The organism is Citrobacter sp. T1.2D-1 (genome assembly GCF_950098555.1).
Lineage (GTDB): Bacteria > Pseudomonadota > Gammaproteobacteria > Enterobacterales > Enterobacteriaceae > Citrobacter_A > Citrobacter_A telavivensis.
The window spans coordinates 82,040-107,448 of the sequence record NZ_CATNHH010000001.1 but is presented as its reverse complement, the minus strand read 5'-3'; the positions used below and the strand labels follow the sequence as shown (position 1 = coordinate 107,448).

20 protein-coding genes are annotated in these 25,409 nt (G+C 54.9%); 9 read left to right on the top strand and 11 right to left on the bottom strand.

Annotation, left to right across the window (positions count from 1 at the left end):
* The first annotated feature begins 153 nt into the window (after positions 1-153).
* From sinH to QQZ17_RS00545, 3 genes are all read left to right on the top strand, one after another.
* The gene (gene sinH, locus QQZ17_RS00555) at positions 154-2,352 is read left to right on the top strand and encodes an intimin-like inverse autotransporter SinH (RefSeq protein WP_152402490.1); all 2,199 of its coding nucleotides are present in this window, start codon (positions 154-156) and stop codon (positions 2,350-2,352) included.
* A 63-nt stretch (positions 2,353-2,415) separates the two neighbouring features.
* Positions 2,416-3,393: a SinI family autotransporter-associated protein gene (locus QQZ17_RS00550; RefSeq protein WP_152402492.1), complete on the top strand. Its 978-nt coding sequence runs from the start codon at positions 2,416-2,418 to the stop codon at positions 3,391-3,393.
* A gap of 125 nt (positions 3,394-3,518) precedes the next feature.
* Positions 3,519-9,095, top strand: coding sequence for an adhesion domain-containing protein (locus QQZ17_RS00545; protein ID WP_187696612.1), 5,577 nt, complete (start codon positions 3,519-3,521; stop codon positions 9,093-9,095).
* Between the two features lie 57 nt (positions 9,096-9,152).
* Here the strand turns inward: QQZ17_RS00545 and sitD are convergent, their stop codons facing one another.
* From sitD to QQZ17_RS00525, 4 genes are read right to left on the bottom strand one after another with little or no spacing between them, the layout of a single operon-like run.
* Positions 9,153-10,001, bottom strand: coding sequence for an iron/manganese ABC transporter permease subunit SitD (sitD, locus tag QQZ17_RS00540; protein WP_152402497.1), 849 nt, complete (start codon positions 9,999-10,001; stop codon positions 9,153-9,155).
* Entirely contained in the window at positions 9,992-10,849 is an 858-nt protein-coding gene (gene sitC / locus QQZ17_RS00535) for an iron/manganese ABC transporter permease subunit SitC (RefSeq protein WP_152402499.1), read from the bottom strand. Before sitC ends, sitD begins: the two co-directional genes overlap by 10 nt.
* Positions 10,846-11,667 (bottom strand): iron/manganese ABC transporter ATP-binding protein SitB, encoded by an 822-nt coding sequence (gene sitB, locus QQZ17_RS00530; protein ID WP_152402501.1) that lies wholly within the window; start codon positions 11,665-11,667, stop codon positions 10,846-10,848. The genes sitC and sitB overlap by 4 nt, the downstream gene beginning before the upstream one ends.
* On the bottom strand, positions 11,664-12,581 hold the full coding sequence (locus QQZ17_RS00525) for a metal ABC transporter substrate-binding protein (RefSeq protein ID WP_152402504.1): 918 nt from the start codon (positions 12,579-12,581) through the stop codon (positions 11,664-11,666). The genes sitB and QQZ17_RS00525 overlap by 4 nt, the downstream gene beginning before the upstream one ends.
* Positions 12,582-12,780: 199 nt before the next feature.
* Here QQZ17_RS00525 and QQZ17_RS00520 point away from each other — a divergent pair, with 199 nt between their 5' ends.
* Positions 12,781-13,125, top strand: coding sequence for a nitrous oxide-stimulated promoter family protein (locus QQZ17_RS00520; RefSeq protein WP_152402506.1), 345 nt, complete (start codon positions 12,781-12,783; stop codon positions 13,123-13,125).
* A gap of 43 nt (positions 13,126-13,168) precedes the next feature.
* Here the strand turns inward: QQZ17_RS00520 and QQZ17_RS00515 are convergent, their stop codons facing one another.
* From QQZ17_RS00515 to hypA, 7 genes are all read right to left on the bottom strand, one after another.
* Complete coding sequence (locus QQZ17_RS00515; RefSeq protein WP_152402508.1) at positions 13,169-13,597, bottom strand: TOBE domain-containing protein; 429 nt, start codon at positions 13,595-13,597, stop codon at positions 13,169-13,171.
* Positions 13,598-13,642: 45 nt separating this feature from the next.
* Positions 13,643-15,721 carry a formate hydrogenlyase transcriptional activator FlhA gene (flhA, locus tag QQZ17_RS00510; protein WP_152402510.1) on the bottom strand — a complete coding sequence of 693 codons (2,079 nt, stop codon included), beginning with the start codon at positions 15,719-15,721 and terminating at the stop codon, positions 13,643-13,645.
* A 168-nt stretch (positions 15,722-15,889) separates the two neighbouring features.
* Positions 15,890-16,900: a hydrogenase maturation carbamoyl dehydratase HypE gene (gene hypE, locus QQZ17_RS00505; protein WP_152402512.1), complete on the bottom strand. Its 1,011-nt coding sequence runs from the start codon at positions 16,898-16,900 to the stop codon at positions 15,890-15,892.
* Positions 16,897-18,018 (bottom strand): hydrogenase formation protein HypD, encoded by a 1,122-nt coding sequence (gene hypD, locus QQZ17_RS00500; RefSeq protein ID WP_152402514.1) that lies wholly within the window; start codon positions 18,016-18,018, stop codon positions 16,897-16,899. The genes hypE and hypD overlap by 4 nt, the downstream gene beginning before the upstream one ends.
* Entirely contained in the window at positions 18,018-18,290 is a 273-nt protein-coding gene (locus QQZ17_RS00495; protein WP_152406267.1) for a HypC/HybG/HupF family hydrogenase formation chaperone, read from the bottom strand. The genes hypD and QQZ17_RS00495 overlap by 1 nt, the downstream gene beginning before the upstream one ends.
* Entirely contained in the window at positions 18,281-19,153 is an 873-nt protein-coding gene (hypB, locus tag QQZ17_RS00490; RefSeq protein ID WP_152402515.1) for a hydrogenase nickel incorporation protein HypB, read from the bottom strand. Before hypB ends, QQZ17_RS00495 begins: the two co-directional genes overlap by 10 nt.
* 3 nt (positions 19,154-19,156) lie before the next feature.
* On the bottom strand, positions 19,157-19,507 hold the full coding sequence (gene hypA / locus QQZ17_RS00485; RefSeq protein WP_042322631.1) for a hydrogenase maturation nickel metallochaperone HypA: 351 nt from the start codon (positions 19,505-19,507) through the stop codon (positions 19,157-19,159).
* A gap of 210 nt (positions 19,508-19,717) precedes the next feature.
* Here hypA and hycA point away from each other — a divergent pair, with 210 nt between their 5' ends.
* The 5 genes from hycA to hycE all read left to right on the top strand — a co-directional run bounded on the left by hycA (position 19,718) and on the right by hycE (position 25,403).
* Positions 19,718-20,179, top strand: a complete 462-nt coding sequence (gene hycA, locus QQZ17_RS00480; RefSeq protein ID WP_152402517.1) for a formate hydrogenlyase regulator HycA — start codon at positions 19,718-19,720, stop codon at positions 20,177-20,179.
* A gap of 136 nt (positions 20,180-20,315) precedes the next feature.
* Entirely contained in the window at positions 20,316-20,927 is a 612-nt protein-coding gene (gene hycB / locus QQZ17_RS00475) for a formate hydrogenlyase subunit HycB (RefSeq protein WP_125370070.1), read from the top strand.
* On the top strand, positions 20,924-22,750 hold the full coding sequence (gene hycC, locus QQZ17_RS00470) for a formate hydrogenlyase subunit 3 (RefSeq protein WP_152402519.1): 1,827 nt from the start codon (positions 20,924-20,926) through the stop codon (positions 22,748-22,750). Before hycB ends, hycC begins: the two co-directional genes overlap by 4 nt.
* 2 nt (positions 22,751-22,752) lie before the next feature.
* Positions 22,753-23,676, top strand: coding sequence for a respiratory chain complex I subunit 1 family protein (locus QQZ17_RS00465; RefSeq protein WP_152402521.1), 924 nt, complete (start codon positions 22,753-22,755; stop codon positions 23,674-23,676).
* A gap of 17 nt (positions 23,677-23,693) precedes the next feature.
* Positions 23,694-25,403, top strand: coding sequence for a formate hydrogenlyase subunit HycE (gene hycE, locus QQZ17_RS00460; RefSeq protein ID WP_152402523.1), 1,710 nt, complete (start codon positions 23,694-23,696; stop codon positions 25,401-25,403).
* Positions 25,404-25,409 lie beyond the last annotated feature (6 nt).

Here is a 25,409-nt window from a genome sequence, read left to right as displayed (position 1 = left end):
TTAGTGCTGAAGAGCTGTGCTAGTACTAGATATAATCTTCTAAATGATGTTTGGATGAGTTGTTTATTTGTGTAAGTATTTTGTTTAATGATTGTATCTCTTTGAATAAATAGGTCCCATTTATATAGAATATTTCTATAGTGGTAGGTTTGAATGACTCGTGTTGTTATCTTTGTATTGATCATGGTTATAATACCTAGAGCGTTGTTAGCTGCAAATCAATATACTGAAAGTCAGACGCTTACCAAAGAACCCTCCCCACCCCTGGCAGCAATTGAGTTACCTGATTTAGGTAGTGAGGCTGCGAAGAAAATAGAAAAAGAAGATTTTAAAGAGCAATCAGAAAGTTATATAACGAATTCTGCTGCTCAGGGGTTTGAAAACCTGACACCAGAGGCGCTGGAATCACAGGCCAAAAGCTATTTACAAAATAAAATTACCTCTACAGCACAATCCTACATCGAAGGTCTGATGTCACCTTATGGCGTTGTGCGCACGAATTTATCGGTTGATCAGGAAGGGTCTCTGGAAGGCAGTTCTCTGAATTATTTCGTCCCCTTATATGAAGACCCGGATAATGTCCTGTTCAGCCAGCTTTCTACTCAACGTAAAGAAGATCGTACTATCAGTAATATAGGGGTAGGGCTGCGTCATAATATCGGGCGCTGGATGCTCGGTGGTAATACTTTTTATGATTACGATTTTTCTCGTGGGCATCGTCGGTTGGGGCTGGGAGCCGAGACCTGGACTGACTTTCTGCGATTCTCCGGAAACTATTATCACCCGCTCTCCAACTGGAAGAATTCTCCTGATTTAGACTTTTATGAAGAGCGTCCGGCACGTGGGTGGGATGTGCGCGTAGAGACATGGCTGCCATTTTATCCACAGGTAGGTGGTAAGTTGGTTTATGAACAATATTATGGTGATGAAGTGGCGCTATTTGGTGAGGATAACCTGGAGCGCAACCCGCAGGCCGTCACGTTTGAGTTGAATTATACCCCTGTACCGTTGCTCACGTTCAGTACGGATTATAAGTATGGTACAGGAGATAACACGGATGTAAACGTGACAGCCACGCTAAATTATCAGTTTGGCACACCGCTTAAAGCACTGCTCGATCCGGAAAATGTCAAAATCCAGCATTCATTGGAAGGCAGTCGCCATGATTTTGTCGACCGTAATAATTTTATCGTTCTCGAATATCGCGAAAAAGATCCGCTGGACGTTTCGCTGTTTCTGAAAGCCGATACAACCAATGAACATCCGGAATGTGTGATCAGCGATACGCCGGAAGCGGGCGTGGGCCTGGAAAAATGTAAGTGGACAATCAATGCACTGGTGAGTCATCACTACAAAATAGCGACGGCCTCATGGCAGGCAAAGAACAATGCTAACCGTACTCTGGTCATGCCCGTGGTTAAGGCGAACACGCTGACGGAGGGCAATAACAACAGCTGGAATCTGGTATTGCCTACATGGGAAGACGCTGCAACGGATGCTGAACGTCTTGCGTTGAATACATGGAAAGTCAGGATCTCGCTGGTGGATGAAGAAGGTAATCATCAGAACTCCAGCATCGTGGAGTTGACGGTACAGCAGCACCGCAAAATTGAATTGGTTGTCGATAACCTCGCGGGGGCAGATCTCAGCCAGCATCAACATGAGACCAGCGCACAGGCGGACGGCGTCGACGGCGTCGTGATGGCACTGCTGCTGACAGATGCTTATGGCGATGATAGCGACAGCAAAGGCGAGAAACTGGTGGATGACGCCATGATGCCTGAGTTGTACGACAGCAATGACAAAATGGTCACGCTCTCCACCAAACCCTGCACGAACGTAACACCCTGTGTGTTTATTGCCAACCGCGATAAACAGGCCGGAACCCTCACACTTTCCAGTACGCAGCCAGGCACTTTTCGCTGGAAGGCTAAAACGGATGCCTATGGTGACAGTAATTATGTGGATATCACTTTTCTGGGCCAAAACGTCAACGATGTTAATGCCGCTATTTACCAGACTCATGTCGGTAATCCGGTGAATTTAATTGGAAATAAGAATGGGCACCTGCCATTGAACAGCGCATACCGATTTATGTTATGGCGCGATAAAAACAAGGACGGAGTGTTCCAGATGTCGGAGCAGCTCAGCGCTGAGGAAATGGCGCAGTACGACTACAAATGGGAGTTTACTGGTGAAAGCATCAGCGGGGATTCGGGGGCGCAAACCAATACCGAGAACCAGGATTTGGTGCTTCCGGTGACGAACCGTGAAGCGAAGCAAAAATTTGGCGCCAGCGAAAAAAGCGGCGTTCAGGGGTATGGGATACGAGTCACGTATCACAAAAAGTAAAAGACTATTGGCGTGATGGTTAACAAGGGCCAGTCGCTGATATTCGAAACAAGAGGAATATTAATGAAACAAGTAACAATACAGCGTCTGACCAAAATTGCTATAGCGTTAGCCATTGCCGGATATTGCTCCGTACCTGTCGCACTTGCCGCGAATAAAGTGAGTAAAGTGGGCAATCTAAAAGAGGGGGCTGGCTGGTTGACGAGTGGTAACACGGGCAGCATTGTCGGTACGGTTCCTAAAATTAAAATCCCGAACGCGCCAGTGACCGATGACGGCCTGCACGTCAAGGTGGAAATTGATCGCTCGGGTCGTACGGGTGGTTCTACGGCGTCGACGGATGGCGAGAAGCAACTTCATGTCGGCGATAAGCTCACCGTCTCTTGGGATATCAACGATACCGAAGGTGATACTGACGCCACGGGGTTAACGAAAAAGAGCATCAAGTGGATGTGTTACAAAGATCAGAGCAAAAAGGATGGTCGGACCCTTCAGGGCAACGGCACGAATGGCTCAGACTCTTATACCATCGTAACCGCAGACGAGAACTGTTATATCGGGATGCAAATTACCCCGACGACGGAGACCGGCGATCCCCGCACGGGCGTGCTGGTTGATATGGCTGATTTGTCCACCGCGGCTGGCGGCGGTAGCGACAGTGATGATATTCCGGAAGGGCCGGTGGTGGATGACGATCTGCAGGTGACTATTTATGACACCACCGATACCTCGGTTAACCTGCTCAAGAACACCACGGTTCCACTGCATACCGGTCATACCTATAAGGTCAAACTGTGGCGAGATACCAACGGTAACGGCACCTACGATTCCGGTACAGATACCGATGTCACCAGCTACTATGACTATATGTGGGTGTTTACTGGAACGAGCGCAACGGCAAATACGTCCGGCGATTCCAGCGTACAGAACGAGGATCTGGTGCTCCCGGCAACCAATACTGCCGCAACCGGTGTTCTCTCCGGTGCAGGCGTGGATGGTGTTCAGGGAAATACGTTGGCCATCAAATACAAACGTAAATAGTTTTTTATCTCTGATGCCATTCCCCGCAGGGAATGGCATTTTTGCAGATGTAATTTTTGTTGAGTACACCACTGGGTAAAAAAAACGAAGCCAGTCAGGACTGATTAATGTGCGGATATCGGAAAATGAAGAAGATATTGAGTATCTTATTGCTGCTGGCGATGTCGTTCGGAATACCCCCATTTTCAGCCCAGGCAGCGTTCAAAGGAGGAACCTGGCAGACAACGCCTACTTCTACGGGTGAAATTAAGGGGACCAGTCCGCAGGCCGACAGTGCGGCGATCGCGGTTTATCAGGGCAGCATACAGCTAGATCCCACTAAAACGTACGCCGTACCGTTCAGCGCAACGCCCGGCGATTTCAGCGCTGATACTGCCGCCAGCCATCTTATCCTGACGAATCCCCATGATACTGAAGGCGACCTGTTCGCCGCGCCACCGGCCTTACAGTGGGAGAACCAACAGCCGCCCGGTGCGGACCTGGTTTGGGCCGATGCAGCCACACCGGAGACGCTGCTTGACCCACAGCCGGTAGACGACAAAAGTTTTTGTGCACAAAATCTGGCCGGGCGTCATCTGGTGACGTGGCCGCAGGTGAATTCAACCACGCCGCTGCCGCTGCTGTATCTCTCCACGCTCACCGGTTCTCCCGCCACTGGCACCGTGGCGCTGCAGGATAAGCGGGTGGCGATTGATATCGCACCCTCACCGAATGCGCCGTTGACGGTCAGCGCCAGTCACTATGACGATACGCTGAAAGCTGCGAAGGTGAAGGCCGGTGAGAGTATCACTCTGACCATTACCACCCACGACTGTACGGGAAATGTGCTAAATAACGTACCCTTTGTCATTACCCGCAGTGATGCGCGTGGTCGACAGGGCGATGTCAACAACAGCCTACCGGTACATATCGGCAATACTGAACTGATCTCCTCTGGCACCGAATATCAGGGTGTCACGGATGCTAACGGTACAGCGACCGTGACAGTGACGCAGGATGGTGGACCGGGGGTAAAAACCACGCTGAAGGTGAAACCATCAAAAAGCAGCGTGTTGGAAACCGATGTGGATGTGATATTTACCACGTTGACAAGCCCTAACAGCGATAAAGCCGCGATGTGGGGTCATATGGTGGAGAGTACCACGGTAGGTGATTTTACGTTTAGCCGCCCTAAGCTGTCGGGGGAGACCAGTGGAGCGAATGGCTCTGCGACCGACCATAACGAAGTCTGGGCACTGTTTGACTGGAACAACGCTAACAGCCACTGCAACTCCCTACTGCCGGATCTTCGGCGGTTAGTTGCGCTGGATGTTGCTCAGGGCACGCAAACTATTCAGGAGACGCTGGGGTGGCCGATACAGGGTAATAATTACTGGTCGGCTTCGCCCGGTGACTCTGGGCGGCACTTCGCGGTGGATATGAATGGTCAGGAAAGCGAATCCCGCAATGACAGTGAGCACTACCTTGTCAGTTGCGTGGATCATGCTATGCCGGTGGTTATACCCAAAATAACGCTGACGCCTGATCATTACGACACCACGCTGACTGCGGCGAAAGCAATGACCGGTGAATCCATCACCATGACGGTCACGATCACCGACAGCGTGACCGGGGAGCCGCTTCCTCACACCTATTACTCCCTGGCGCTGGACCCGGCGCATAACCGCGCCAATGAAACCAGTTCTGAGTGGGAAACGTCTCCCGTGGTGATCGCTGGCGAGCAGATTCAGGCCAGCGATCCACACCTTTATGAGGGGGTTACTGATGCCAGCGGTGCCGCAACCGTGGTATTGACCCAGCCTCATGGTGCCGGCGTGCGCACCACCATTACGGCCGAAATGCGCGAAGGGTATACCGCCACCGACAGTAAAGACGTGATTTTTACCGTCATCACCAGTCCGGACAGCGACAAGGCTCGCATGTGGGGCCATATGAAAGATGCGGCAACGGCAGACGGCAGTCTGTTCGTACGCCCGCTGCTGGCGGCGGAGTCCAGTTACGAAGCGGGTAATAATCGGGAGAATAATGAAGACTGGGCTACATTTACTCAGCTCAGCAAGGCGGAAAGCCAGTGCGGCGACGGACAGGTGCCGTCAGCCAATTCACTGGAAAAACTGTATGCCGGGCACAGCGCAAACCAGATAGTGACAGATCTGGGCTGGCCGACAGAAGGCTACAGCTATCTGTCGGCAGACACGGATGGCACTACTTACCACAATGTCAGCCTGAAAAACGGCGACCAGGGCAGCTTTACCGGTAGCACGTCGAACTATCTTTCCTGCGCTGCCACGGGGTTGGTATCGCAGCTTCAGGTCATTACCAACGGTGACGCCAGCCAGCGGCAGGCGAAAGCGAAAGCGGGTGAACCTATCACGCTGACAGTGCAGACAACCAACGCGGTAAACGACTTGCCTGCGCCGAATGTGGCGTTCACGGTGACGTCCGGGGAGTCCACTAACCGGCAGGGGAGTGCCACCGGGTTTACATCCGGCGGCCCGCTGATGGTGAACGGACAGTCATTTGGCACTAACAGCGGCATGACAGGCACTTACCAGGGGATTACGGATGCGCAGGGGCAGGCGCAATTGGTCATTGAGCAACCGAAAGGGCCTGGTGTAAAAACACCGCTGACCATCAAACTGGATGACTCGCGGGTCGCCGATGCGATTAACTATGAGGTGATTTTTACTGCCGTCACCAGCCCGGATACGGACAAAGCGCAGATGTGGGGGCACATGGATGACAGCGTGACGGTGGGTGATGATACATTTTATCGCCCCAAACTGACGAGTGAGTTTACTACCACCCCAAGTGGTTCAACGCGTGCACTGGATAACGAGGTGTGGGGAATACTGACCAGCGCTAGTGCACAGAGTAGCGCGGCAGGAGGATGTGAAACCAGCCACCTCCCCAGTACTAACCAGATGAAGGCGCTGTATAACGCGAACAAAGACAATAAACTTAATACTGAACACGGCTGGCAGACTGTCTATAGCTACTGGACGTCGACGCTGTCTTCAGGAGGACCCACCGTCGGTTGGGATGTTATCAGTATGACGTCCGGCGCCACGGGCTCCAGCGGCGCTGGCATGTTCGTGGTCTCCTGCCTGAAAGATGCCAACCCAGTAGCGACACAGATAACTCTGGAGACGACGGATAAAACTCAGTGGTCAGAGACGCTGAACGCCGCCAGAGTGAAAAAAGGCGATACACTGCGATTAAAACTGATGACAAAGGATAGTGCGGGTAATCCGGTACCCGATACGTCGGTTGTTATCTCGCGCGGTGACGATTATTCTCGCCAGGACGTCAAAGAGAGCTCCCCCGCATCAATGGTGATTAACGGGCTGTCATTGGCCAATCAATCCTCTTTGCTGTATGCCTCAACCGGCGCTGACGGAAGCCTGATTCTGGAGATCACGCGGGCAAACACCAAAGGTACAAAAGCGGTGATTACCGCAAAGCTATTTGATAACGACAGCGTCACGGCTGACATGGGTTCGATTTTTACCGTTGCCACCAGTCCGGACTCGGCGAAGGCGACTTACTGGGGGCATATGCCCGAAACGCTGACGGCAACCGATGGTACCGTCTTTAAACGCCCGATACTCTTTAATGAACTGGCTCAGACCAGCGGGTATAAATCTTCTTCAGAAAATTATGAGACGTGGGCTGTCTTAACGTATCCGCAGGCGCAGGATAACGCTTCCTCAGGATGCGATGAGGCGCATATTCCGACCCGGGATTCCTTAGATTCGCTCTACAACGCCTATCCAGGCGGCAAAATAGAATCAGAACAAGGGTGGCCTACATACACATATTACTGGAGCAATACGGCCGATAGTTCTGTTACCGCCAGCCGCAATTATTATACCGTTAGCCTGTATTCGGACAGCAGTTCAGGGATGGCGCAAAGTCAAACAAAGTATCTGACCTGCCTTGATAAGGCGAAAGCAAAGGGGAATGTCGCTCAAATTGAACTGACGTCTGCGCAATATGTACCCGAACTGAAAGCCGCCAAAGTGAAAAAAGGTGAGATAATTACGTGGCAGATAGAATTCAAAGACGCACAAGGGAATATATTGCCAAATGTCGCTTTTTCTATCCTCGGTGCCCAGAGTACAAAACGTAATGGCGAGCCGTACTCCGCTTACCTGTACGCAGGATATCCCGGAGGGTCTGCGACATATTTATCAGGGAGTACCCGTTTCTACGGTGTCACGGACAGTAATGGGCAGGCGCTGGTGGAGGTTTCCGGCGGCGCAGGGTTTGAGGGATTACTCTCTGTTTCACCAGATGAGAACAGTGCATTAGTTGAAAATATGGCATCCATTTTTACGATAGTAACCAGTCCGGACAGTGATAAAGCCGCGATGTGGGGACATATGCCAGATACCATCACCGTAGATGATATCGTTTTTGAGCGGCCAAAACTGGCGGCGGAGGCCCCATCAGCGAGTGGTCATACGACGATAAGCAACGAATCCTGGGCAACCGTGAGGGATCATAACGTGGCCTTCAACAACCCAGAAGCCGGAGGATGTGCGGCAAACCATTTACCGCAAATTGCTCAAATGAGTGCGTTATATGCTGCACACAGCGGCAACAAGATCAGTACCGAATTCGGCTGGCCGGTCACTTCAGGCTATAACTACTGGACTTCCACCTATTATTATCCAGACAGAGTCTCGGCCTGGTATTCAATCGAATTAAAAAGCGGGTATACATATTCTGCGAGTGGCTCATCGTGGATGATGATTACGTGCCTGAAAGACGCCAACCCTGTGCCATCGAAGATCGTTATTAAACCTGCCGATAGCACGCAATGGGATGCGTCACTGAATGTTGCGAAGGCAAAAAGCGGCGATACGCTTCATCTCAATGTAACCGTCGAAGATGCCAGCGGTAAACCAATACCCGCAACAATGCTGACCATTTCCCGCGGCAATGATTATAACCGTCAGGCAGTCCAGGAATCAGCACAAGCGATGACGGTTAACGGCTCCACATTGACTTCACCAGGATCAACAAGCAATTTGTCTACGGATGATGCCGGTAACCTGCTTCTGGACGTGACGCGTCCCTCCACAGTCAAAGGAACAAAAGCACCGATTACTCTCTCGATTACCGACATTCCCGGCGTAACGTCCAGTCTGGACACGGTGTTTACCGTACTGACGAGCCCTGACTCCAGTAAAGCTCAGTACTGGGGCCATATGCCGGAGACAGTTACCAGCAGTGCGGGGGTTGTTTTTCGTCGGCCAATGCTTCAGGCCGAGATCGGTGTGGGTTCCTACAGTTCGACTAATAACGAAAAATGGTCTGCGATAACTTACCCACAGGCTTCTTCGTTGAATATCGAGGGATGTTCCATCGACAAAATACCGCTGCTCAAGGAGTGGCAAACACTCTACGGCGATCATCCTGGTGGTGCGGTGGCAACGCTTTATGGATGGCCGACCAATTATGTCTATTGGGGTGCCGATCTGACGGCAGACAATAAGGCGCAATCTATCAACCTGGCTTCAGGAAGCACACAAGCGACAGCGTCTACGTCAACGGTAGATTATGCCATGCTGGTCTGCCTGGCTCAGACTCATAATACGTCTAAATCGACTGGCTTTATGCTGAATTCTGGATCTCAAATTCAGTCTTTCGTAGCGGAAAAAAAAAGTGACTCTACTGGCGGTATCCACAATTGAGTACGAGAGAGGATCTCTTTTATGACGCATTCTCGATCCTTCTTCCGTTTCAGAATTTTACACCGATTGTTGTTGTCGCAATTCCGAGCGCCGGTCGCGTAATGTGGCAAAAACAAACGCAGCGATAAAGATAAGGGTAAACAGCACCACGATCGTGGGAGCGGGGGCGCTGTCGAGGAAAAACGACAGATAAACGCCCAAAAATGAGGTGACTACCGACAGCCCGGTTGCCAACAGCAGTGCGTGGGCAAAGCGTCGGGTGAGGAGAACGGCAATCGCGCCAGGGGCTATCAGCAGGGAAATCGACAAAATGATCCCCACCGATTTCAGCGTCGCCACGATGGTCAGCGCAATCATGCAGAGTAATCCGTAGTGCAACAGCGTCGTGTTAAGACCGCAGGCCTTTGCCTGATGTGGATCGAAGGCGTGAAGCAGCAGATCTTTCCATTTGAAGAGGATGACTAGCGCAATTCCGAGCGCGATGAGCGCCGTTTGCCCAATATCGCTGAGCGAAATCCCCAGCATGTCGCCAAATAAAATATGGTCGAGATGGACCTCTGACTGGATAGAGATATACAGCACCAGTCCGGCCCCAAACATTCCGGAGAAGACGATCCCCATGATGGTGTCGCGTTTGATCCGGCTATTGTCGTCGAGATACCCGGTTGCCACGGCGCAGAACAGCCCGGCAATAAACGCGCCAATCGCCAGCGGAATGCCGACGATATACGCCAGTACAATTCCCGGAAAGACGGCATGGCTCATGGCATCGCCCATGAGTGCCCAGCCTTTCAGTACCAGAAATACCGACAGCAGCGCACAGGGAACGGCTACCAGGGCGGAAACGGAAAGCGCATTCACCATAAAGTCGAACTGAAAAGGTTCCAGCAGGATGCTCAGGAACATGACGGCTCCTTACGACGTGCACGACGACGGTTCGCCAGCAGGCCGTGTTTGGGGGCGAAAACGAACGCTAACAGGAACAGCAGCGTTTGCAGCACCACGATGATCCCGCCGGTAGCGCCGTCCAGCCAGTAACTGAGCCAGGCACCGAAGAAACTGGTCACACTGCCGATCGCAACGGCAATGATAAGAAGGCGCGGGAAGCGATCGGTCAGCAGCCAGGCCGTTGCGCCGGGCGTCACCACCAGGCAGATCACCAGAAAGGCGCCCACCGTTTGTAGCGCAGCCACGGTGGACACCGACAGCAGGGTGAAAAACAGCAGCTTCAGGCGATCCGGATTCAGGCCAATCGAGCGGGCGTGGTTTTCATCAAAAAAGGTGACCATCAGATCCTTCCACTTCAGCAGCAGGATAAGCAGGGAAACCGCGCCAATAATGGCCAGTTGCACAATATCTTCCGGCGCGATCGCCAACACGTTGCCGAGAATGATGGTCTGAATATTTACCGACATCGGGTTGAGCGACACCATAAACAGCCCAATGCCAAAGAATGACGAGAAGATCAGGCCAATAATGGCGTCCTCTTTCAGCCGCGAGCGCTGGTTCAGAAACAACATACTGCCTGCCGCCAGACCACCGGAGAGGAAGGCGCCGAGCGAAAAAGGTAAGCCGAGCATGTACGCCCCGGCAACGCCTGGCACGATGGAGTGCGAAAGCGCATCGCCAATCAGCGACCAGCCTTTGAGCATTAAATAGCAGGAGAGAAAGGCGCACAGGCCGCCAACCATCGCTGAAACCCACATCGCATTGAGCATGTACTGATAGCCAAAGGGTTCCGTCAGCCAGTTCATGATGATTCTCCGCTGCCTGCCGTACGCCGGGAAATAAACGGACGTTCGTCATCGGTAATGATGTGTTCTTCGCCGCCGCTGAGCGCGACGTGGCGTAAAACGCCGCTGAATGCCAGCTCAAGGTTTTCGGCGGTAAAGGTCGTATCGGTTGGGCCGCTTGCCAGTACGGTGCCTTTGATCATCACCGTATAATCGCAGAACTCGGTGACTGAACCGAGATTATGGGTGGAGACCAGCATGGTGCGCCCCTCATCGCGCAACTCGCGTAACAGCGCAATAATGCGGGCTTCGGTTTTGACGTCGACACCGGTAAAGGGCTCATCCAGCAGAATCACCTGGCCGTCCTGGGCAATGGCTCTGGCGAGAAAGACGCGTTTTTTCTGCCCGCCGGAAAGCTCACCAATCTGCCGGTGGCGGTATTCCAGCATGTCCACCCGCGCCAGCGCAGCGTCGACGCTGGCTCGATCCGCTGCCTTTGGGCGACGCAACCAGCCCATATGCCCGTAGCGACCCATCATTACCACGTCCTCCACCAGCACCGGAAATGACCAGTCGACCTCTTCTGACTGCGGCACGTAAGCAATAAGATTCTGTTTCAGCGCGTTATTCACCGGCAGTCGCAGGATAGATATCTCGCCGTCCGCCAGACGGACAAAGCCCATTAACGCCTTGAACAGCGTCGATTTTCCCGATCCGTTAACCCCTACCAGCGCGGCAATAGAGCCGCCGGGCACCTGAAAGGTGGCATCGCGTAGTGCGGTATGACCATTGCGATACGTCACCGTCACCTGATTCACGGTAATCGCCGATTGACTCATTTCTGGTTCCTCAGACCGTCGTTAATGCCGCTGACGATGGTCTCGGTAGTGACCCGCAACAGGTCGAGATAGGTGGGCACGGGGCCATCGGCGGCGCTCAGCGAATCGACATACAGCACGCCGCCGTAATGTGCACCGGACTCCCGGGCGACCTGGCGAGCCGGTTTATCCGAGACGGTGCTTTCGCTGAACACGGTGGGGATCTGATGTTGTCTTATCGCATCGATTACTTTACGCACCTGTCTTGGCGTTCCCTGCTGATCGGCGTTGATCGGCCAGAGGTACAGCTCTTTCAGATCGTTATCGCGGGCAAGATAAGAGAACGCCCCCTCACTGGTCACCAGCCAGCGTTTATCGGCAGGGATCTTTGCCAGCGCGGCATGGAGAGGGGCCAGCGTCTGGTGAATTTGCGCTTTATAACGTTCGGCATTTTTCTGGTAAACCGCGGCGTTATCCGGATCGTATTTCGCCAGCGCGTCGCGAATATTGTCGACGTAGATAATCGCATTTTCTGCAGACATCCAGGCGTGGGGGTTAGGTTTTCCGTTATACGGACCTTCGCTGATACCCATCGGTTTCACCCCGTCAGACACCGTCACGTCCGGTACGCCCGACAAATTCTGATAGAAGCGGGCAAACCACAGTTCCAGATTCAGGCCGTTAGAGAGGATCAGTTGCGCACCCTGTGCCCGCTTAATGTCACCCGGAGTGGGCTGATACTCATGAATTTCTGCGCCAGGTTTGGTGATCGAACTGACATTTGCCGCCTCGCCCGCCACGTTTTTCGCCATGTCGGCAATGATAGTGAAGGTGGTAACGACGTTGAGTTTCTCTCTGGCGTAAGCCGGTGACAGCGCAAAGATGACCAGTACGCCAGCCAGCAGAGACGACGTCAGACGGGAAATATGTGACATAGTATCCTCCTAAAAAAGTGGTTAATTATCCATCAAATATAGCCTTTGCTATGTTATATAGCACAAGGCATATATAAAGATAGTGTTAAATGAAAATAATTCTTATTTGAGTGGTGAAGGAGATGTCACCTTCGGGTGATAGTGTCGCGAGAATTTAAGTTGTAGAATAAATGCACCTTAATGTTGTGGAGGGCGCATCATGTCCGGCAAGCGTATCGCTCGCGAAAAACTGACGATTAAAAAGATGATCGCGCTGTACGAGAGCCAGTGTCCGCAGGCTTCCGACGAGTCGGGGCACTACGACGCGCTGTTCGCCTATGCGCAAAAGCGTCTGGATAAGTGCGTCTTTGGTGAGGAGAAACCCGCCTGTAAACAGTGTCCGGTACACTGCTATCAGCCTGCAAAACGTGAAGAGATGAAGCAGATCATGCGCTGGGCGGGGCCAAGAATGCTCTGGCGTCACCCGATTTTAACCGTTCGTCATCTTATCGACGATAAACGCCCCGTGCCGGCATTACCGGAAAAATATCAGCGCAAGAAGTAGGGCGTTGGTAAGCCCGACAGCATGACGTTATCGGGCACCAGAATTACGCTTTGGTGGCAATCAGAATCGCTGAGGCTTTAATCAGCGCGATCACGCGGCTGCCCTGGCTCAGTTTCATCTCTTGCTGACTTTCATTGGTGACGACTGCCACAATCTCAAATCCGGCGTCGGTTTTGATGTGGACAGTGGCATTGACCGCGCCTTCAGTGACCTGAGAAACGCTACCGACGAACTGGTTGCGGGCTGAAAATTTCAGACCACAATCTTCTGTTGCCAGAGTGACCCACGGCGCTTTGATCAACGCAATGGCGTCTTTGCCTTTCACCAGACCCAGCGCCTGCTGGCTGCTGTGGGTGACGATGGCGACCAGTTTTGCACCGCCAGCCAGGGTCAACTCAACTTCGTCATTCACTGCCCCTGTTGCGACTGCGCTAACCGTACCGGTCAATTGATTACGTGCTGATACCGCCATGTTGCCTCCTTTTGTTTATGTTTCACAGAGTATAGCCTGAACGACTTACACTAATGCATCCTTATCAATACCTAAGCGCTTCATGCGCGACAGCAGCGTTGTACGCTTGAGTCCGAGGCGCTGAGCCGCCCCTTTCGGACCCGCGACCACACCATTGGTCTCTTTCAGCACCCGCATGATGAGCTGATACTCGTCCTCGCCTTCCTGCGCGACTTCCGTTGCGACAGGGGGGACGTCCGGTGAGAGCATGCCAACATCCGGAAGTGAGAGTTGTAGTACGCTTCCCCGCGTCAGTAGAACGGCGCGCTCAACCACGTTTTCCAGTTCACGCACGTTGCCAGGCCACTCCATATTACTGAGGATGCGCAGCGTTTCCGCCGGGATACTGTCAATGTTACGTCCCAGGCGGCGAGCGATTTTAAAGGTGAACGCTTTCACCAACAGAGGAATATCCTCCGGGCGTTCGCGCAGCGGCGGAAGCTGGATCGGAAAAACGTTGAGGCGGTAGTAGAGATCGCTGCGAAACTCGCGATCGTCGACCATTTTTTTGAGATCGCGATTAGTGGCGGCGATCAGACGCACGTCGGTCTGGATCAGCTTATTGCTGCCCAGACGCTCAAATTCCTGTTCCTGTAAGACGCGCAGAAGCTTCGGCTGTAATTCCAGCGGCATGTCGCCGACTTCATCCAGGAATAGTGAACTTTTATCTGCCAGCTCAAAGCGGCCAATGCGCTGCGCGCTGGCACCGGTGAAAGCGCCGCGCTCGTGGCCGAACAGATCGCTTTCCAGCAGTCCGGCGGGCATGGCGGCACAGTTCATCTTCACCATCCGGCGCGCGTTACGCCCGCTCAGATTATGGATAGCACGGGCAATAAGCTCTTTCCCCGTGCCGGTTTCCCCAAGGATCAGCACGGTGCTGTCGCTCTGGGCCACCATCTCGACCTGCTTGAGCACGCTGTACATTGCTTCGCTGCGCCCGATGATTTCGCCAAATTCGCTGTCGACATTATTAAGCTGTTCGGTGAGCGCCAGGTTTTCATCCACCAGTCGCTCTTTCAGTCGATGAATTTCCTGATAGGCGAGGGCGTTATCCACGGCGATGGCCACGCGCTCGGCAATCTGGCGCAGCAGGTTCAGGTTGGCGGTGGTGAACACTTTTTCTTCACACTGCGCCAGCTTGAGCACGCCGAGCATGGTATTGCCCGACTTCAGCGGCAGCAGGCACAGCGTCTGGATCTGGTTGCCCCACGTATTGAATAGCATGCGTTCATAGGGGGCCAGCGCATCCCGTTCGTTCAGGTTAATCAGCAGCATCTCTTTGCTTTTAAACACCCGCTCCGTCAGGGTGCCCGCTTCATCCACTTCGCTCTGTTCGTGCGCCGGATGATTTTCATCGAGGTAGTGGGTGGAGTAAATGCTGAGCTTATTTTTGCGGTGGCTGCGAAGGACAATGCTGATGTCGTCGATATTGAAATAGTGGTGGATCTCTTTGGCGACTTCACTGACCAGTTCATCCATGTCGAGCCGGGAGAGCACGGCGTTGGTGATGGCGACCAGAATGCGAAAGTTGTCGCGTTCGCGGCACAAGAGATCGTAATCGACGTTGTTCGTGACCCGGCACTGAATTTGCTCCGCCACCACGCCAACTATCTGCGTGAAGGTTTGCAGCCGCTCGTACTCTTTTTCGCTCCAGGGGCGGTCTTCATTGCGGATGAATTCACAGCCGCCGAAAATGCGCCCATCCGCCGCCAGCGGCAGCAGGCAGTAGTGACCAAATGGTGTATAAAGTCCGCCGCAGGCCAGCTGCGGCCAGGTTTCCGTAAATTCGTGATAATTGCAGTGCAAGGCATCAGGTCGGGAAAGAATACGGCGGACCGGGCCGTGGGCCAATACGGTTTCGTCTTCGTAGACGACAGGATTGCCGTTATCGCGCGTGACGTAATACGACGCGCGCTGCGTTTGCGCTTGCCACAGTACAATTGCCGCGCTGTCGGCAAGCGCCGAGCGCTTTACCAGTTGCGAAAGCGCCTCACTTAGCGATTGAAGATCGGGCTGCTGTAACAATGTGCGAGTGATGTCGAACAATCCTTGCTGCCCGAGATCGCTCATCGGTGTATACGACATATTGCTTTTCCAGGAAAGTACCGCTGCGCGGTGCGAAAAAGAAACTAAATTATAGATAGATATACTCGACTTCCGCCGGATGGCGGCAAAATAGCCTTATCCGGCCTACGGTTCAAAAGCGTGTGTAGGCCGGATAAGGCGAAGCCGCCATCCGGCATAATTACAGAATTAACAAATACGCGGCAGAGGTTCGGCATGCGGTAAATCCAGTGTGCGCTTCACGCCGTAAAGACCGGCCAGACGCACACCTTTACGTTCGACGACGTCGCCAATCAGTGCCGCATCGCGCCCCAGCGGATGGGCATGCAAGGCAGCCAACACCTGCTCTGCCGCCTGACGTTTAACCGCAATCACCAGCTTGCCTTCGTTAGCGAAATTAAGCGCATCCAGACCCAACAGTTCACAGACTCCACGAACGGCGGGCTTCACGGGAATTGCGGATTCGGACAGCTCAATCCCGCAACCACTGGCAGCAGCAAACTCGTGGGCGACCGCGTTCACGCCGCCACGCGTCGCGTCGCGCAGAGCTTTCACGCCGGGAATATCGCGCAGCGACTGAATCAGCGGTGTCAATACCGCGCAATCGCTGACCAGTTCACCATCCAGCCCCAGTTGTTCACGCAGATTAAGAATGGTTGCCCCGTGATCGCCCAGCGTCCCGCTGACCAGCAGTACATCACCTGCACTCAGGGTTTGTGCGCCCCAGTGAATATTGGCCGGGATCGCCCCCATGCCCGCGGTGTTAATAAACAGTTTGTCCGCCGCGCCGCGCTGAACGACTTTGGTATCGCCGGTGACGATTGCAATGTTAGCCTCGCGCGCGGTGGCGGCCATGCTGCTCACCACGCTTTTCAGCGTCTCCATCGGCAGTCCTTCTTCGAGGATAAAACCGCAGGAGAGATAGCGAGGGATCGCGCCGCTGACGGCGACGTCGTTGGCGGTACCGCAGATCGCCAGCTTGCCGATATTACCGCCGGGGAAGAACAGCGGATCAATGACATAGCTGTCAGTGGAGAAGGCTAACCGATCGCCTTCAGCGACCAGTTGCGCCAGTTCAAGCCGCGCCTGATCTTCTTGTTCCGCCAGCCACGGGTTGGCAAAGGCTTCCATAAACAGGCTGTTAATCAGCTGCTGCATGGCCTGACCGCCACTGCCGTGGGCGAGTTGTACGCTGTTCATGCTTCACACTCCTGCTGACGATACTGATACCAGGCGGCGCATGCGCCTTCTGAAGAGACCATCAGCGCGCCGAAGGCGGTCTCTGGATTACAGGTCTTGCCAAACAGCGGGCACTGATGCGGTTTACATTTCCCGGTCAGCACTTCGCCGCAGCGGGCACGCGGATCGTCGTAAACCTGTTGGGGGGCCGGGCGGAAATGCGCTTCGGCATCAAAACGCTGGTAATCGGGCGTCAAATGCACACCGGACGATTCAATCACCCCCAGGCCGCGCCACTCACTGTCGCCAGTAACGCAAAATACCTCGGCAATAGCCTGTTGCGCCAACAGGTTACCGGCATCGGGCACCACGCGGCGGTACTGATTTTCGACCTGACTGTGGGCCGCTATTTTCTGCTCAACCAGCATCAGGACGCCTTGCAGTAGATCAAGGGGTTCGAATCCTGCGACCACCAGCGGACGATGAAATTCACTGGCAATAAAATGATAGGCTTCAGTGCCGATAACCATGCTGACATGGCCTGGCGCGAGGAACGCGTCGATGCCGTTGTCGGGCTGTTCCAGCAGACTGCGCAGGGTCGGAATGAGCGTGATGTGCTGGCAGAAGAAGTAAAAGTTCTGCACGTCGCGCAGTTTCGCCTGTTGCAGGGTAATGGCGGTCGTCGGCATGGTGGTTTCAAAGCCGAGACCGAAGAAAACGACTTTGCGCGTCGGGTTTTCCTGCGCCAGTTTGAGCGCATCCATCGGCGAGTAGACGATGCGAATGTCCGCGCCGCGTGCTTTCGCCTGCAACAGCGAACCCTGTTTCCCCGGCACGCGCATGGCGTCGCCAAAGGTACAGAAAATCACCTCCGGATGGCTGGCAATTTCCACGCAACTGTCGATACGCCCCATCGGCAGCACGCAGACCGGACAGCCCGGGCCGTGGATAAATTCCACGTTTTCAGGGAGCAACTGGTCAAGACCAAATTTAAAGATCGCGTGCGTGTGACCGCCGCAGACTTCCATGATGCGCAGCGGACGTTCGGCGGTGTATGGCAGATGCGCGGCGCGTTCACGCAGGTGCTCAATCAGTTGCATCACCTGTTCCGGCGCGCGGTATTCGTCAACAAAACGCATTATTTTTCCTCGCCATACAGCAGAGCGCCGACATCCGGCTCAACATCAAACATGTTCTGGAGCGCATCAAGCGTGTCGCGCGCTTCGGCTTCGTTAATCACGCTCATAGCAAAACCGACGTGGACCAGTACCCACTGGTTCAGACGGGGTTCACCGTGCTCATCGCAACTGCCGACCAGCGTCAGATCGACGTCGCGCTGAATACCGCAAACGTCGACTTTCGCCAGGTTACCTTCAATGGTGCGGATTTGGCCGGGAACGCCTATGCACATCGCTGTGCCTCCAGCCAGTTCAGCCACAGATCCATCCCTTCGCCGCTGGTGGCGGAAATCAGGATGATCTCGATGTCCGGGTTGACTTCCCGGGCGCTGGCAATGCACTTCTCAACGTCGAAATTCAGGTACGGCAGCAGGTCGACTTTGTTGAGCAGCATCAGCGAGGCGGCAGCGAACATATGCGGGTATTTCAGCGGCTTGTCTTCGCCTTCAGTGACAGAAAGCACTGCCACTTTATGGCGTTCGCCGAGATCAAAGCTCGCCGGGCAGACGAGATTGCCGACGTTTTCGATAAACAGAATACCGTGGTCTGCCAGCGGCAGACGCGGCGCGGCATCGGCAATCATCTGCGCGTCAAGGTGACAGCCTTTGCCGGTGTTGACCTGAATGGCCGGCGTGCCGGTGGCACGAATGCGCGCCGCATCGTTGACCGTCTGCTGGTCGCCTTCAATAACGGCACACGGCACGCTGTCTTTCAGCTTCATCAACGTTTCGGTGAGCAGGGTCGTTTTACCGGAGCCTGGACTGGAGACGAGGTTGAGCACCAACTGCTGTCGCGCGGCGAAGCGGGCGCGGTTGCGCTCAGCCAGCCGGTTGTTCTTATCCAGCACGTCGATTTCCACTTCCAGCATACGACGCTGGCTCATACCTGGCGCGTGGGTTCCGGCTTCACCGTGACCGTAGTGCAGATCGCCTTCTTCAGTCTGGCTCGGGGTGAATTCGGACGTTTTGATGCCAGTAATATTCAGCGCCGGGCGAGCTGCCGGGGCAAAAGGCGCGCTGCGAAACGCGGAATGAGGGTTATGCTCATCACCCTCTATATAAAGGTTGCCTTCAGCGCAACCACATGTTGTACACATCGCTCACTCCTGATCTATTTCTATTCGTCGAATCTGTAATCCGTCATCAGCCACGATCTGTAGCGTGTCGCTGTTGCATTGCGGACAACGGCGTACGCGCTGGGTGAGTAAGGTGACGTATTGCTGACAGGATTCACACCAGCATTCGGCTTCTTGTTCCTCGAGGTGCAGTTTACAACCTTCCGCAACGGTGCCACGGCATACCAGATCAAAACAAAAGGAGAGAGCGCTGGTTTCTACGCAAGAAAATGCGCCAATTTTGAGCCAGACCCCAGTTATCCGTTTTGCGCCGTGCGCGACGGCCTGTTGTTCGATCAATTCCAGCGCCCGCTGGCAAAGGGTAATTTCGTGCATGTCGCCTCCCGATGTGATGGGCAGGGTTAAGCAATAACTATGCCAGCCTGAAAATTGCGTGCGTTAGCCGATGACGATGATGACGAAATGACATGTCATCTGGACGTCGACATCCGTCATTTATTTTTAAATTCATGAAAAAACAATTAGTTAAAAACTGGCATGGAAAATGCTTATGGCAGGCTATCTCTGTTAAACGGGTAACCTGACATGACTATTTGGGAAATAAGCGAAAAAGCCGATTACATCGCGCAGCGGCATCGTCGCCTACAGGACCAGTGGCATATTTACTGTAACTCGCTGGTTCAGGGGATCACCCTGTCGAAAGCGCGTCTGCATCATGCGATGAGCTGCGCGCCGGATAAAGATCTCTGCTTCGTGCTGTTCGAACACTTTCGTATCACCGTCACGATGGCGGATGGCTTCAACAGCCACACCATCGAGTATTACGTCGAAACAAAAGATGGCGAAGATAAACAACGGATTGCACAGGCGCAATTGAGCATTGACGGCAAAGTGGACGAGCGGGTCAGCAACCGTGACCGCGAGCAGGTGCTGGAACACTATCTCGATAAAATCTCCAGCGTCTATGACCGACTGTATACCGCCGTTGAGAGCGGATCGCCGATCAATCTGAGCCAACTGGTGGCGGGACAAAACCCGGCGGCCTGAACGCGGCGCTTTGCGTTGTGACGTCGTGTCATCGGTTGTCACGACGATTTGAGGGACAGACGTGTCGATAAGTGTCGATACTGACATTTCATCGGCATGTTTTCGTCAAAAATGACTATCACCTGAGGAATGCCTGGTGAATCGTTTTGTAATTGCTGACTCCACGCTCTGTATCGGCTGCCACACCTGTGAGGCCGCCTGTTCAGAGACGCATCGCCAGCACGGCCTGCAGTCTATGCCGCGCCTGAAAGTGATGCTGAATGAAAAAGAATCTGCGCCGCAGCTTTGCCACCACTGTGAAGATGCCCCCTGCGCCACCGTATGTCCGGTCAACGCCATTAACCGGGTGGATGGCGCTGTGCAGCTCAATGAAAGCTTGTGCGTGAGCTGCAAACTGTGCGGCATCGCCTGTCCGTTTGGCGCGATCGAATTTTCCGGCAGCCGTCCGCTGCATATCCCGGCCAATGCCAATACTCCGAAAGCCCCGCCTGCACCACCGGCACCGGCTCGCGTCAGCACACTGCTGGACTGGGTTCCGGGCGTGCGCGCCATTGCGGTGAAATGCGACCTGTGCAGCTTTGATGAACAAGGCCCGGCTTGCGTGCGGATGTGTCCAACCAAAGCCTTGCATCTGGTGAACAACATGGATATCGCCCGCGCCAGCAAGCGCAAACGTGAGCTGACGTTTAATACCGACTTCGGCGATCTCTCCTTGTTTCAGCAGGCTCAGAGTGGGGATGCAAAATGAGCGCAATTTCACTGATCGTAAGCGGCGTGGCCTGGTTTGCCGCCGCCGCCGTCCTGGCATTTCTGTTTTCTTTTCATAAAGCGCTGAGCGGCTGGGTCGCTGGCGTGGGCGGCGCGGTTGGCAGTCTGTGCACCGCGGCGGCGGGTTTCACCGTACTGATCAACGCTGTCGCCGTGAGCGGCGTGATGCCGTTTATCGGTCACGGCGTGCAAATCACCCCGCTGAATGCCATCTGGCTGATTACGTTAGGGCTGTGCGGGCTGTTCGTCAGCCTGTACAACATCGACTGGCATCGCCATCCGCAGGTCAAAGCGAACGGCCTGCTGGTGAATTTGCTGATGGCGGCGGCGGTGTGCGCCGTTGCTGCCAGTAATCTCGGCACGCTGGTGGTGATGGCGGAAATTATGGCGCTGTGCGCCGTGTTCCTGACCGTTTGTAGCAAAGAAGGCAAGCTGTGGTTTGCGCTGGGACGTCTTGGTACGCTGCTGCTGGCGATTGCCTGCTATCTGGTGTGGCAGCGCTATGGCACCCTGGAGCTGCGTCTGCTCGATCTGCGCACGCAGGAACTGCCGCTGGGCTCCGACATCTGGCTGCTCGGCGTGGCGGGCTTTGGTCTGCTGGCGGGGATCATTCCACTGCACGGCTGGGTACCACAGGCACATGCGAATGCCAGCGCACCTGCTGCCGCCCTGTTCTCCACCGTGGTGATGAAGGTCGGTCTGCTGGGTATTCTCTCTTTATCGCTGATTGGCGGTAATGCGCCGCTGTGGTGGGGCGTGCTGCTGCTGATACTCGGCATGATCACCGCGTTTGTCGGCGGCCTGTATGCGCTGATGGAGCACAATATTCAGCGTCTGCTGGCGTATCACACCCTGGAGAACATCGGCATTATTCTGCTCGGTCTGGGCGCAGGTGTGACCGGGATTGCCCTCAATCAACCGGCGCTGATTGCCCTTGGCCTGACCGGCGGTCTCTACCACCTGGTGAACCACAGCCTGTTCAAAAGCGTACTGTTCCTCGGTGCGGGCAGCATCTGGTTTCGTACCGGACATCGCGATATCGAAAAGCTGGGCGGCATCGGCAAACGCATGCCGGTGATTTCTATCGCTATGTTGGTCGGGCTGATGGCGATGGCCGCACTGCCGCCGCTGAACGGCTTCGCCGGTGAGTGGGTTATCTATCAGTCTTTCTTCAAACTGGGCAACAGCGGCGCGTTTATTGGTCGTCTGCTGGGACCATTACTGGCGGTTGGACTGGCGATCACCGGTGCGCTGGCGGTGATGTGTATGGCGAAAGTGTATGGCGTCACCTTCCTCGGCGCGCCGCGCACGAAAGAGGCGGAAAACGCCTGCTGTGCGCCGATCCTGATGGGCATCAGCGTCGTGGCGCTGGCGATTTGCTGTGTGCTGGGTGGTGTTGCCGCGCCGTGGCTGCTGCCGCTGCTGGCGACCGCCGTCCCTCTGCCGCTGGAAACCGCCAATACCACCGTTTCGCAGCCGATGATCACACTGCTGCTGATAGCCTGTCCGCTGTTGCCGTTCATCCTCATGGCGATGTTCAAAGGCAACCGTCTGCCGTCGCGTTCACGCGGTACGGCATGGGTCTGCGGTTACGATCACGAGCAGTCAATGGTCATTACCGCGCACGGTTTCGCGATGCCGGTGAAGGAAGCTTTTGCTCCGGTCCTCAAACTGCGGAAGTGGCTTAACCCGGTAGCGTGGGTTCCGGGCTGGCAGAGCGCGGCTGTGCCGGTTCTGTTCCGTCGTCTGGCGCTGATTGAGCTGGCCGTGCTGGTGGTGATTGTGGTTTCACGAGGAGCCTGAGAATGAGTGTTTTATATCCGTTAGTTCAGGCGCTGGTGTTGTTTGCCGCCGCGCCGCTGCTATCCGGCGTGACCCGCGTGGCACGTGCCCGTCTGCACAATCGCCGCGGTCCGGGCGTATTGCAGGAATATCGTGACATTATCAAACTGCTGGGCCGCCAGAGCGTCGCGCCAGCGGACGCCGGGTGGGTCTTTCGCCTGACGCCGTTTGTGATGGTCGGCGTGATGCTGACTATCGCGACCGCGCTGCCGGTGGTGACCGTTGGCTCTCCGCTGCCGCAACTGGGCGATTTGATAACCCTGATTTACCTGTTCGCCATCGCCCGTTTCTTCTTTTCCATTGCCGGTCTGGATACCGGTAGCCCGTTCACCGCGATCGGTGCCAGCCGTGAAGCGATGCTCGGCGTGCTGGTTGAGCCGATCCTGCTGCTGGGTTTGTGGGTCGCCGCGCAGGTGGCCGGTTCCACCCATATCAGCAATATCACCGATACGATCTACCACTGGCCGACGGCCCGCAGTATTCCGCTGATTCTGGCGCTGTGCGCCTGCGCCTTCGCCACCTTTATCGAAATGGGCAAACTGCCGTTCGATCTGGCGGAAGCGGAACAGGAGTTGCAGGAAGGACCGTTGACCGAATACAGCGGCAGCGGTTTTGCGGTGCTGAAGTGGGGCATTAGCCTGAAACAGCTGGTGGTACTGCAAATGTTTGTCGGCGTGTTCCTGCCGTGGGGACAGATGGAAGCGTTCAGCATGGGTGGACTGCTGCTGGCGCTGGTGATTGCCGTCGTCAAGCTGCTCGTCGGCGTGCTGGTGATTGCCCTGTTCGAAAACAGCATGGCGCGTCTGCGTTTTTGCGCCACTTCACGCGTGACCTGGGCCGGTTTTGGGTTTGCGTTTTTAGCGTTCGTCTCCTTGCTGGTGGCGTGATTTAAGAGAGTTTGAGCATGTCTGAAGAAAAATTAGGTCAACAATACCTTGCTGCACTGCACCAGGCGTTTCCTGGCGTGGTGCTGGACGAAGCCTGTCAGACCCGGGATCAGCTGACGATCACCGTGAAGGTTAATTATCTGCCGGAAGTGGTCGAATTCCTGTACTACAAGCAGGGCGGGTGGCTCTCTGTGCTGTTCGGCAACGATGAACGCCAGTTGTGCGGTCACTACGCCGTGTACTACGTGCTGTCGATGGAGCAGGGTACCAAATGCTGGGTAACGGTGCGTGTTGAGGTCGACCCGAACAAGCCGGAATACCCGTCCGTTACGCCGCGCGTGCCTGCGGCGGTGTGGGGCGAGCGCGAAGTGCGCGATATGTACGGTCTGATCCCGGTCGGTTTGCCGGACGAACGCCGTCTGGTGTTACCGGATGACTGGCCGGATGAACTCTATCCGCTGCGTAAAGACAGCATGGATTACCGTCAGCGCCCGGCACCGACCACCGACGCTGAGACTTATCAGTTCATCAACGAACTGGGTGACAAGAAAAACAACGTGGTGCCGATTGGCCCGCTGCACGTCACTTCGGATGAGCCGGGACACTTCCGCCTGTTCGTTGACGGCGAAAATATTATCGACGCCGATTATCGCCTGTTCTATGTCCACCGCGGCATGGAGAAACTGGCGGAAACCCGGATGGGTTACAACGAAGTCACCTTCCTGTCGGATCGCGTCTGCGGTATCTGCGGCTTTGCCCACAGCACCGCGTACACCACTTCGGTTGAAAACGCGATGGGCATTGTGGTGCCGGAACGCGCGCAGATGATCCGCGCCATTCTGCTGGAGGTGGAGCGTCTGCACTCCCACCTGCTGAACCTCGGTCTGGCCTGTCATTTCACCGGCTTCGACTCCGGTTTTATGCAGTTCTTCCGCGTGCGTGAAACCTCCATGAAGATGGCGGAGATCCTGACCGGGGCGCGTAAAACCTACGGTCTGAACCTGATCGGCGGGATTCGTCGCGATCTGCTGAAAGAGGACATGATCCAGACCCGCCAACTGGCGCAGCAGATGCGTCGCGACGTGCAGGAACTGGTGGATATGTTACTCAGCACACCGAACATGGAACAGCGCACCGTGGGTATTGGTCGTCTGGATCCGGAAATCGCGCGTGATTTCAGTAACGTTGGGCCGATGGTTCGCGCCAGCGGTCACGCCCGTGACACCCGCGCCGATCACCCGTTTGTCGGTTACGGCCTGCTGCCGATGACGGTTCACAGCGAACAGGGTTGTGATGTTATCTCGCGCCTGAAGGTGCGTATCAACGAAGTGTATACCGCGCTGAATATGATCGACTTCGGTCTGGACAACCTGCCGGGCGGTCCGCTGATGGTAGAAGGCTTTACCTACATTCCGCATCGCTTTGCTCTGGGCTTCTCCGAAGCGCCGCGCGGTGATGATATCCACTGGAGTATGACCGGCGACAACCAGAAGCTGTACCGCTGGCGCTGTCGTGCGGCGACTTATGCCAACTGGCCAACTCTGCGCTATATGCTGCGCGGCAACACCGTTTCTGATGCACCGCTGATTATCGGTAGCCTTGACCCTTGCTACTCTTGTACCGACCGCATGACCGTGGTGGATGTGCGTAAGAAGAAGAGCAAAGTCGTGCCATATAAAGAACTTGAGCGCTACAGCATTGAGCGTAAAAACTCGCCGCTGAAATAAGGAATC

Excerpts from the sequence above, each read along its gene's own strand:
- QQZ17_RS00465 (WP_152402521.1), top strand. The coding sequence starts at position 22,753 with ATGAGTGTTTTATATCCGTTAGTTCAGGCGCTGGTGTTGTTTGCCGCC.
- hypA (WP_042322631.1), bottom strand. The coding sequence starts at position 19,507 with ATGCACGAAATTACCCTTTGCCAGCGGGCGCTGGAATTGATCGAACAA.
- QQZ17_RS00550 (WP_152402492.1), top strand. The coding sequence starts at position 2,416 with ATGAAACAAGTAACAATACAGCGTCTGACCAAAATTGCTATAGCGTTA.
- hycA (WP_152402517.1), top strand. The coding sequence starts at position 19,718 with ATGACTATTTGGGAAATAAGCGAAAAAGCCGATTACATCGCGCAGCGG.
- sinH (WP_152402490.1), top strand. The coding sequence starts at position 154 with ATGACTCGTGTTGTTATCTTTGTATTGATCATGGTTATAATACCTAGA.
- QQZ17_RS00545 (WP_187696612.1), top strand. The coding sequence starts at position 3,519 with ATGAAGAAGATATTGAGTATCTTATTGCTGCTGGCGATGTCGTTCGGA.
- QQZ17_RS00515 (WP_152402508.1), bottom strand. The coding sequence starts at position 13,597 with ATGGCGGTATCAGCACGTAATCAATTGACCGGTACGGTTAGCGCAGTC.
- flhA (WP_152402510.1), bottom strand. The coding sequence starts at position 15,721 with ATGTCGTATACACCGATGAGCGATCTCGGGCAGCAAGGATTGTTCGAC.
- sitB (WP_152402501.1), bottom strand. The coding sequence starts at position 11,667 with ATGAGTCAATCGGCGATTACCGTGAATCAGGTGACGGTGACGTATCGC.
- hycC (WP_152402519.1), top strand. The coding sequence starts at position 20,924 with ATGAGCGCAATTTCACTGATCGTAAGCGGCGTGGCCTGGTTTGCCGCC.
- hypE (WP_152402512.1), bottom strand. The coding sequence starts at position 16,900 with ATGAACAGCGTACAACTCGCCCACGGCAGTGGCGGTCAGGCCATGCAG.
- hycE (WP_152402523.1), top strand. The coding sequence starts at position 23,694 with ATGTCTGAAGAAAAATTAGGTCAACAATACCTTGCTGCACTGCACCAG.
- sitD (WP_152402497.1), bottom strand. The coding sequence starts at position 10,001 with ATGTTCCTGAGCATCCTGCTGGAACCTTTTCAGTTCGACTTTATGGTG.
- hypB (WP_152402515.1), bottom strand. The coding sequence starts at position 19,153 with ATGTGTACAACATGTGGTTGCGCTGAAGGCAACCTTTATATAGAGGGT.
- QQZ17_RS00495 (WP_152406267.1), bottom strand. The coding sequence starts at position 18,290 with ATGTGCATAGGCGTTCCCGGCCAAATCCGCACCATTGAAGGTAACCTG.
- QQZ17_RS00525 (WP_152402504.1), bottom strand. The coding sequence starts at position 12,581 with ATGTCACATATTTCCCGTCTGACGTCGTCTCTGCTGGCTGGCGTACTG.
- hypD (WP_152402514.1), bottom strand. The coding sequence starts at position 18,018 with ATGCGTTTTGTTGACGAATACCGCGCGCCGGAACAGGTGATGCAACTG.
- sitC (WP_152402499.1), bottom strand. The coding sequence starts at position 10,849 with ATGAACTGGCTGACGGAACCCTTTGGCTATCAGTACATGCTCAATGCG.
- QQZ17_RS00520 (WP_152402506.1), top strand. The coding sequence starts at position 12,781 with ATGTCCGGCAAGCGTATCGCTCGCGAAAAACTGACGATTAAAAAGATG.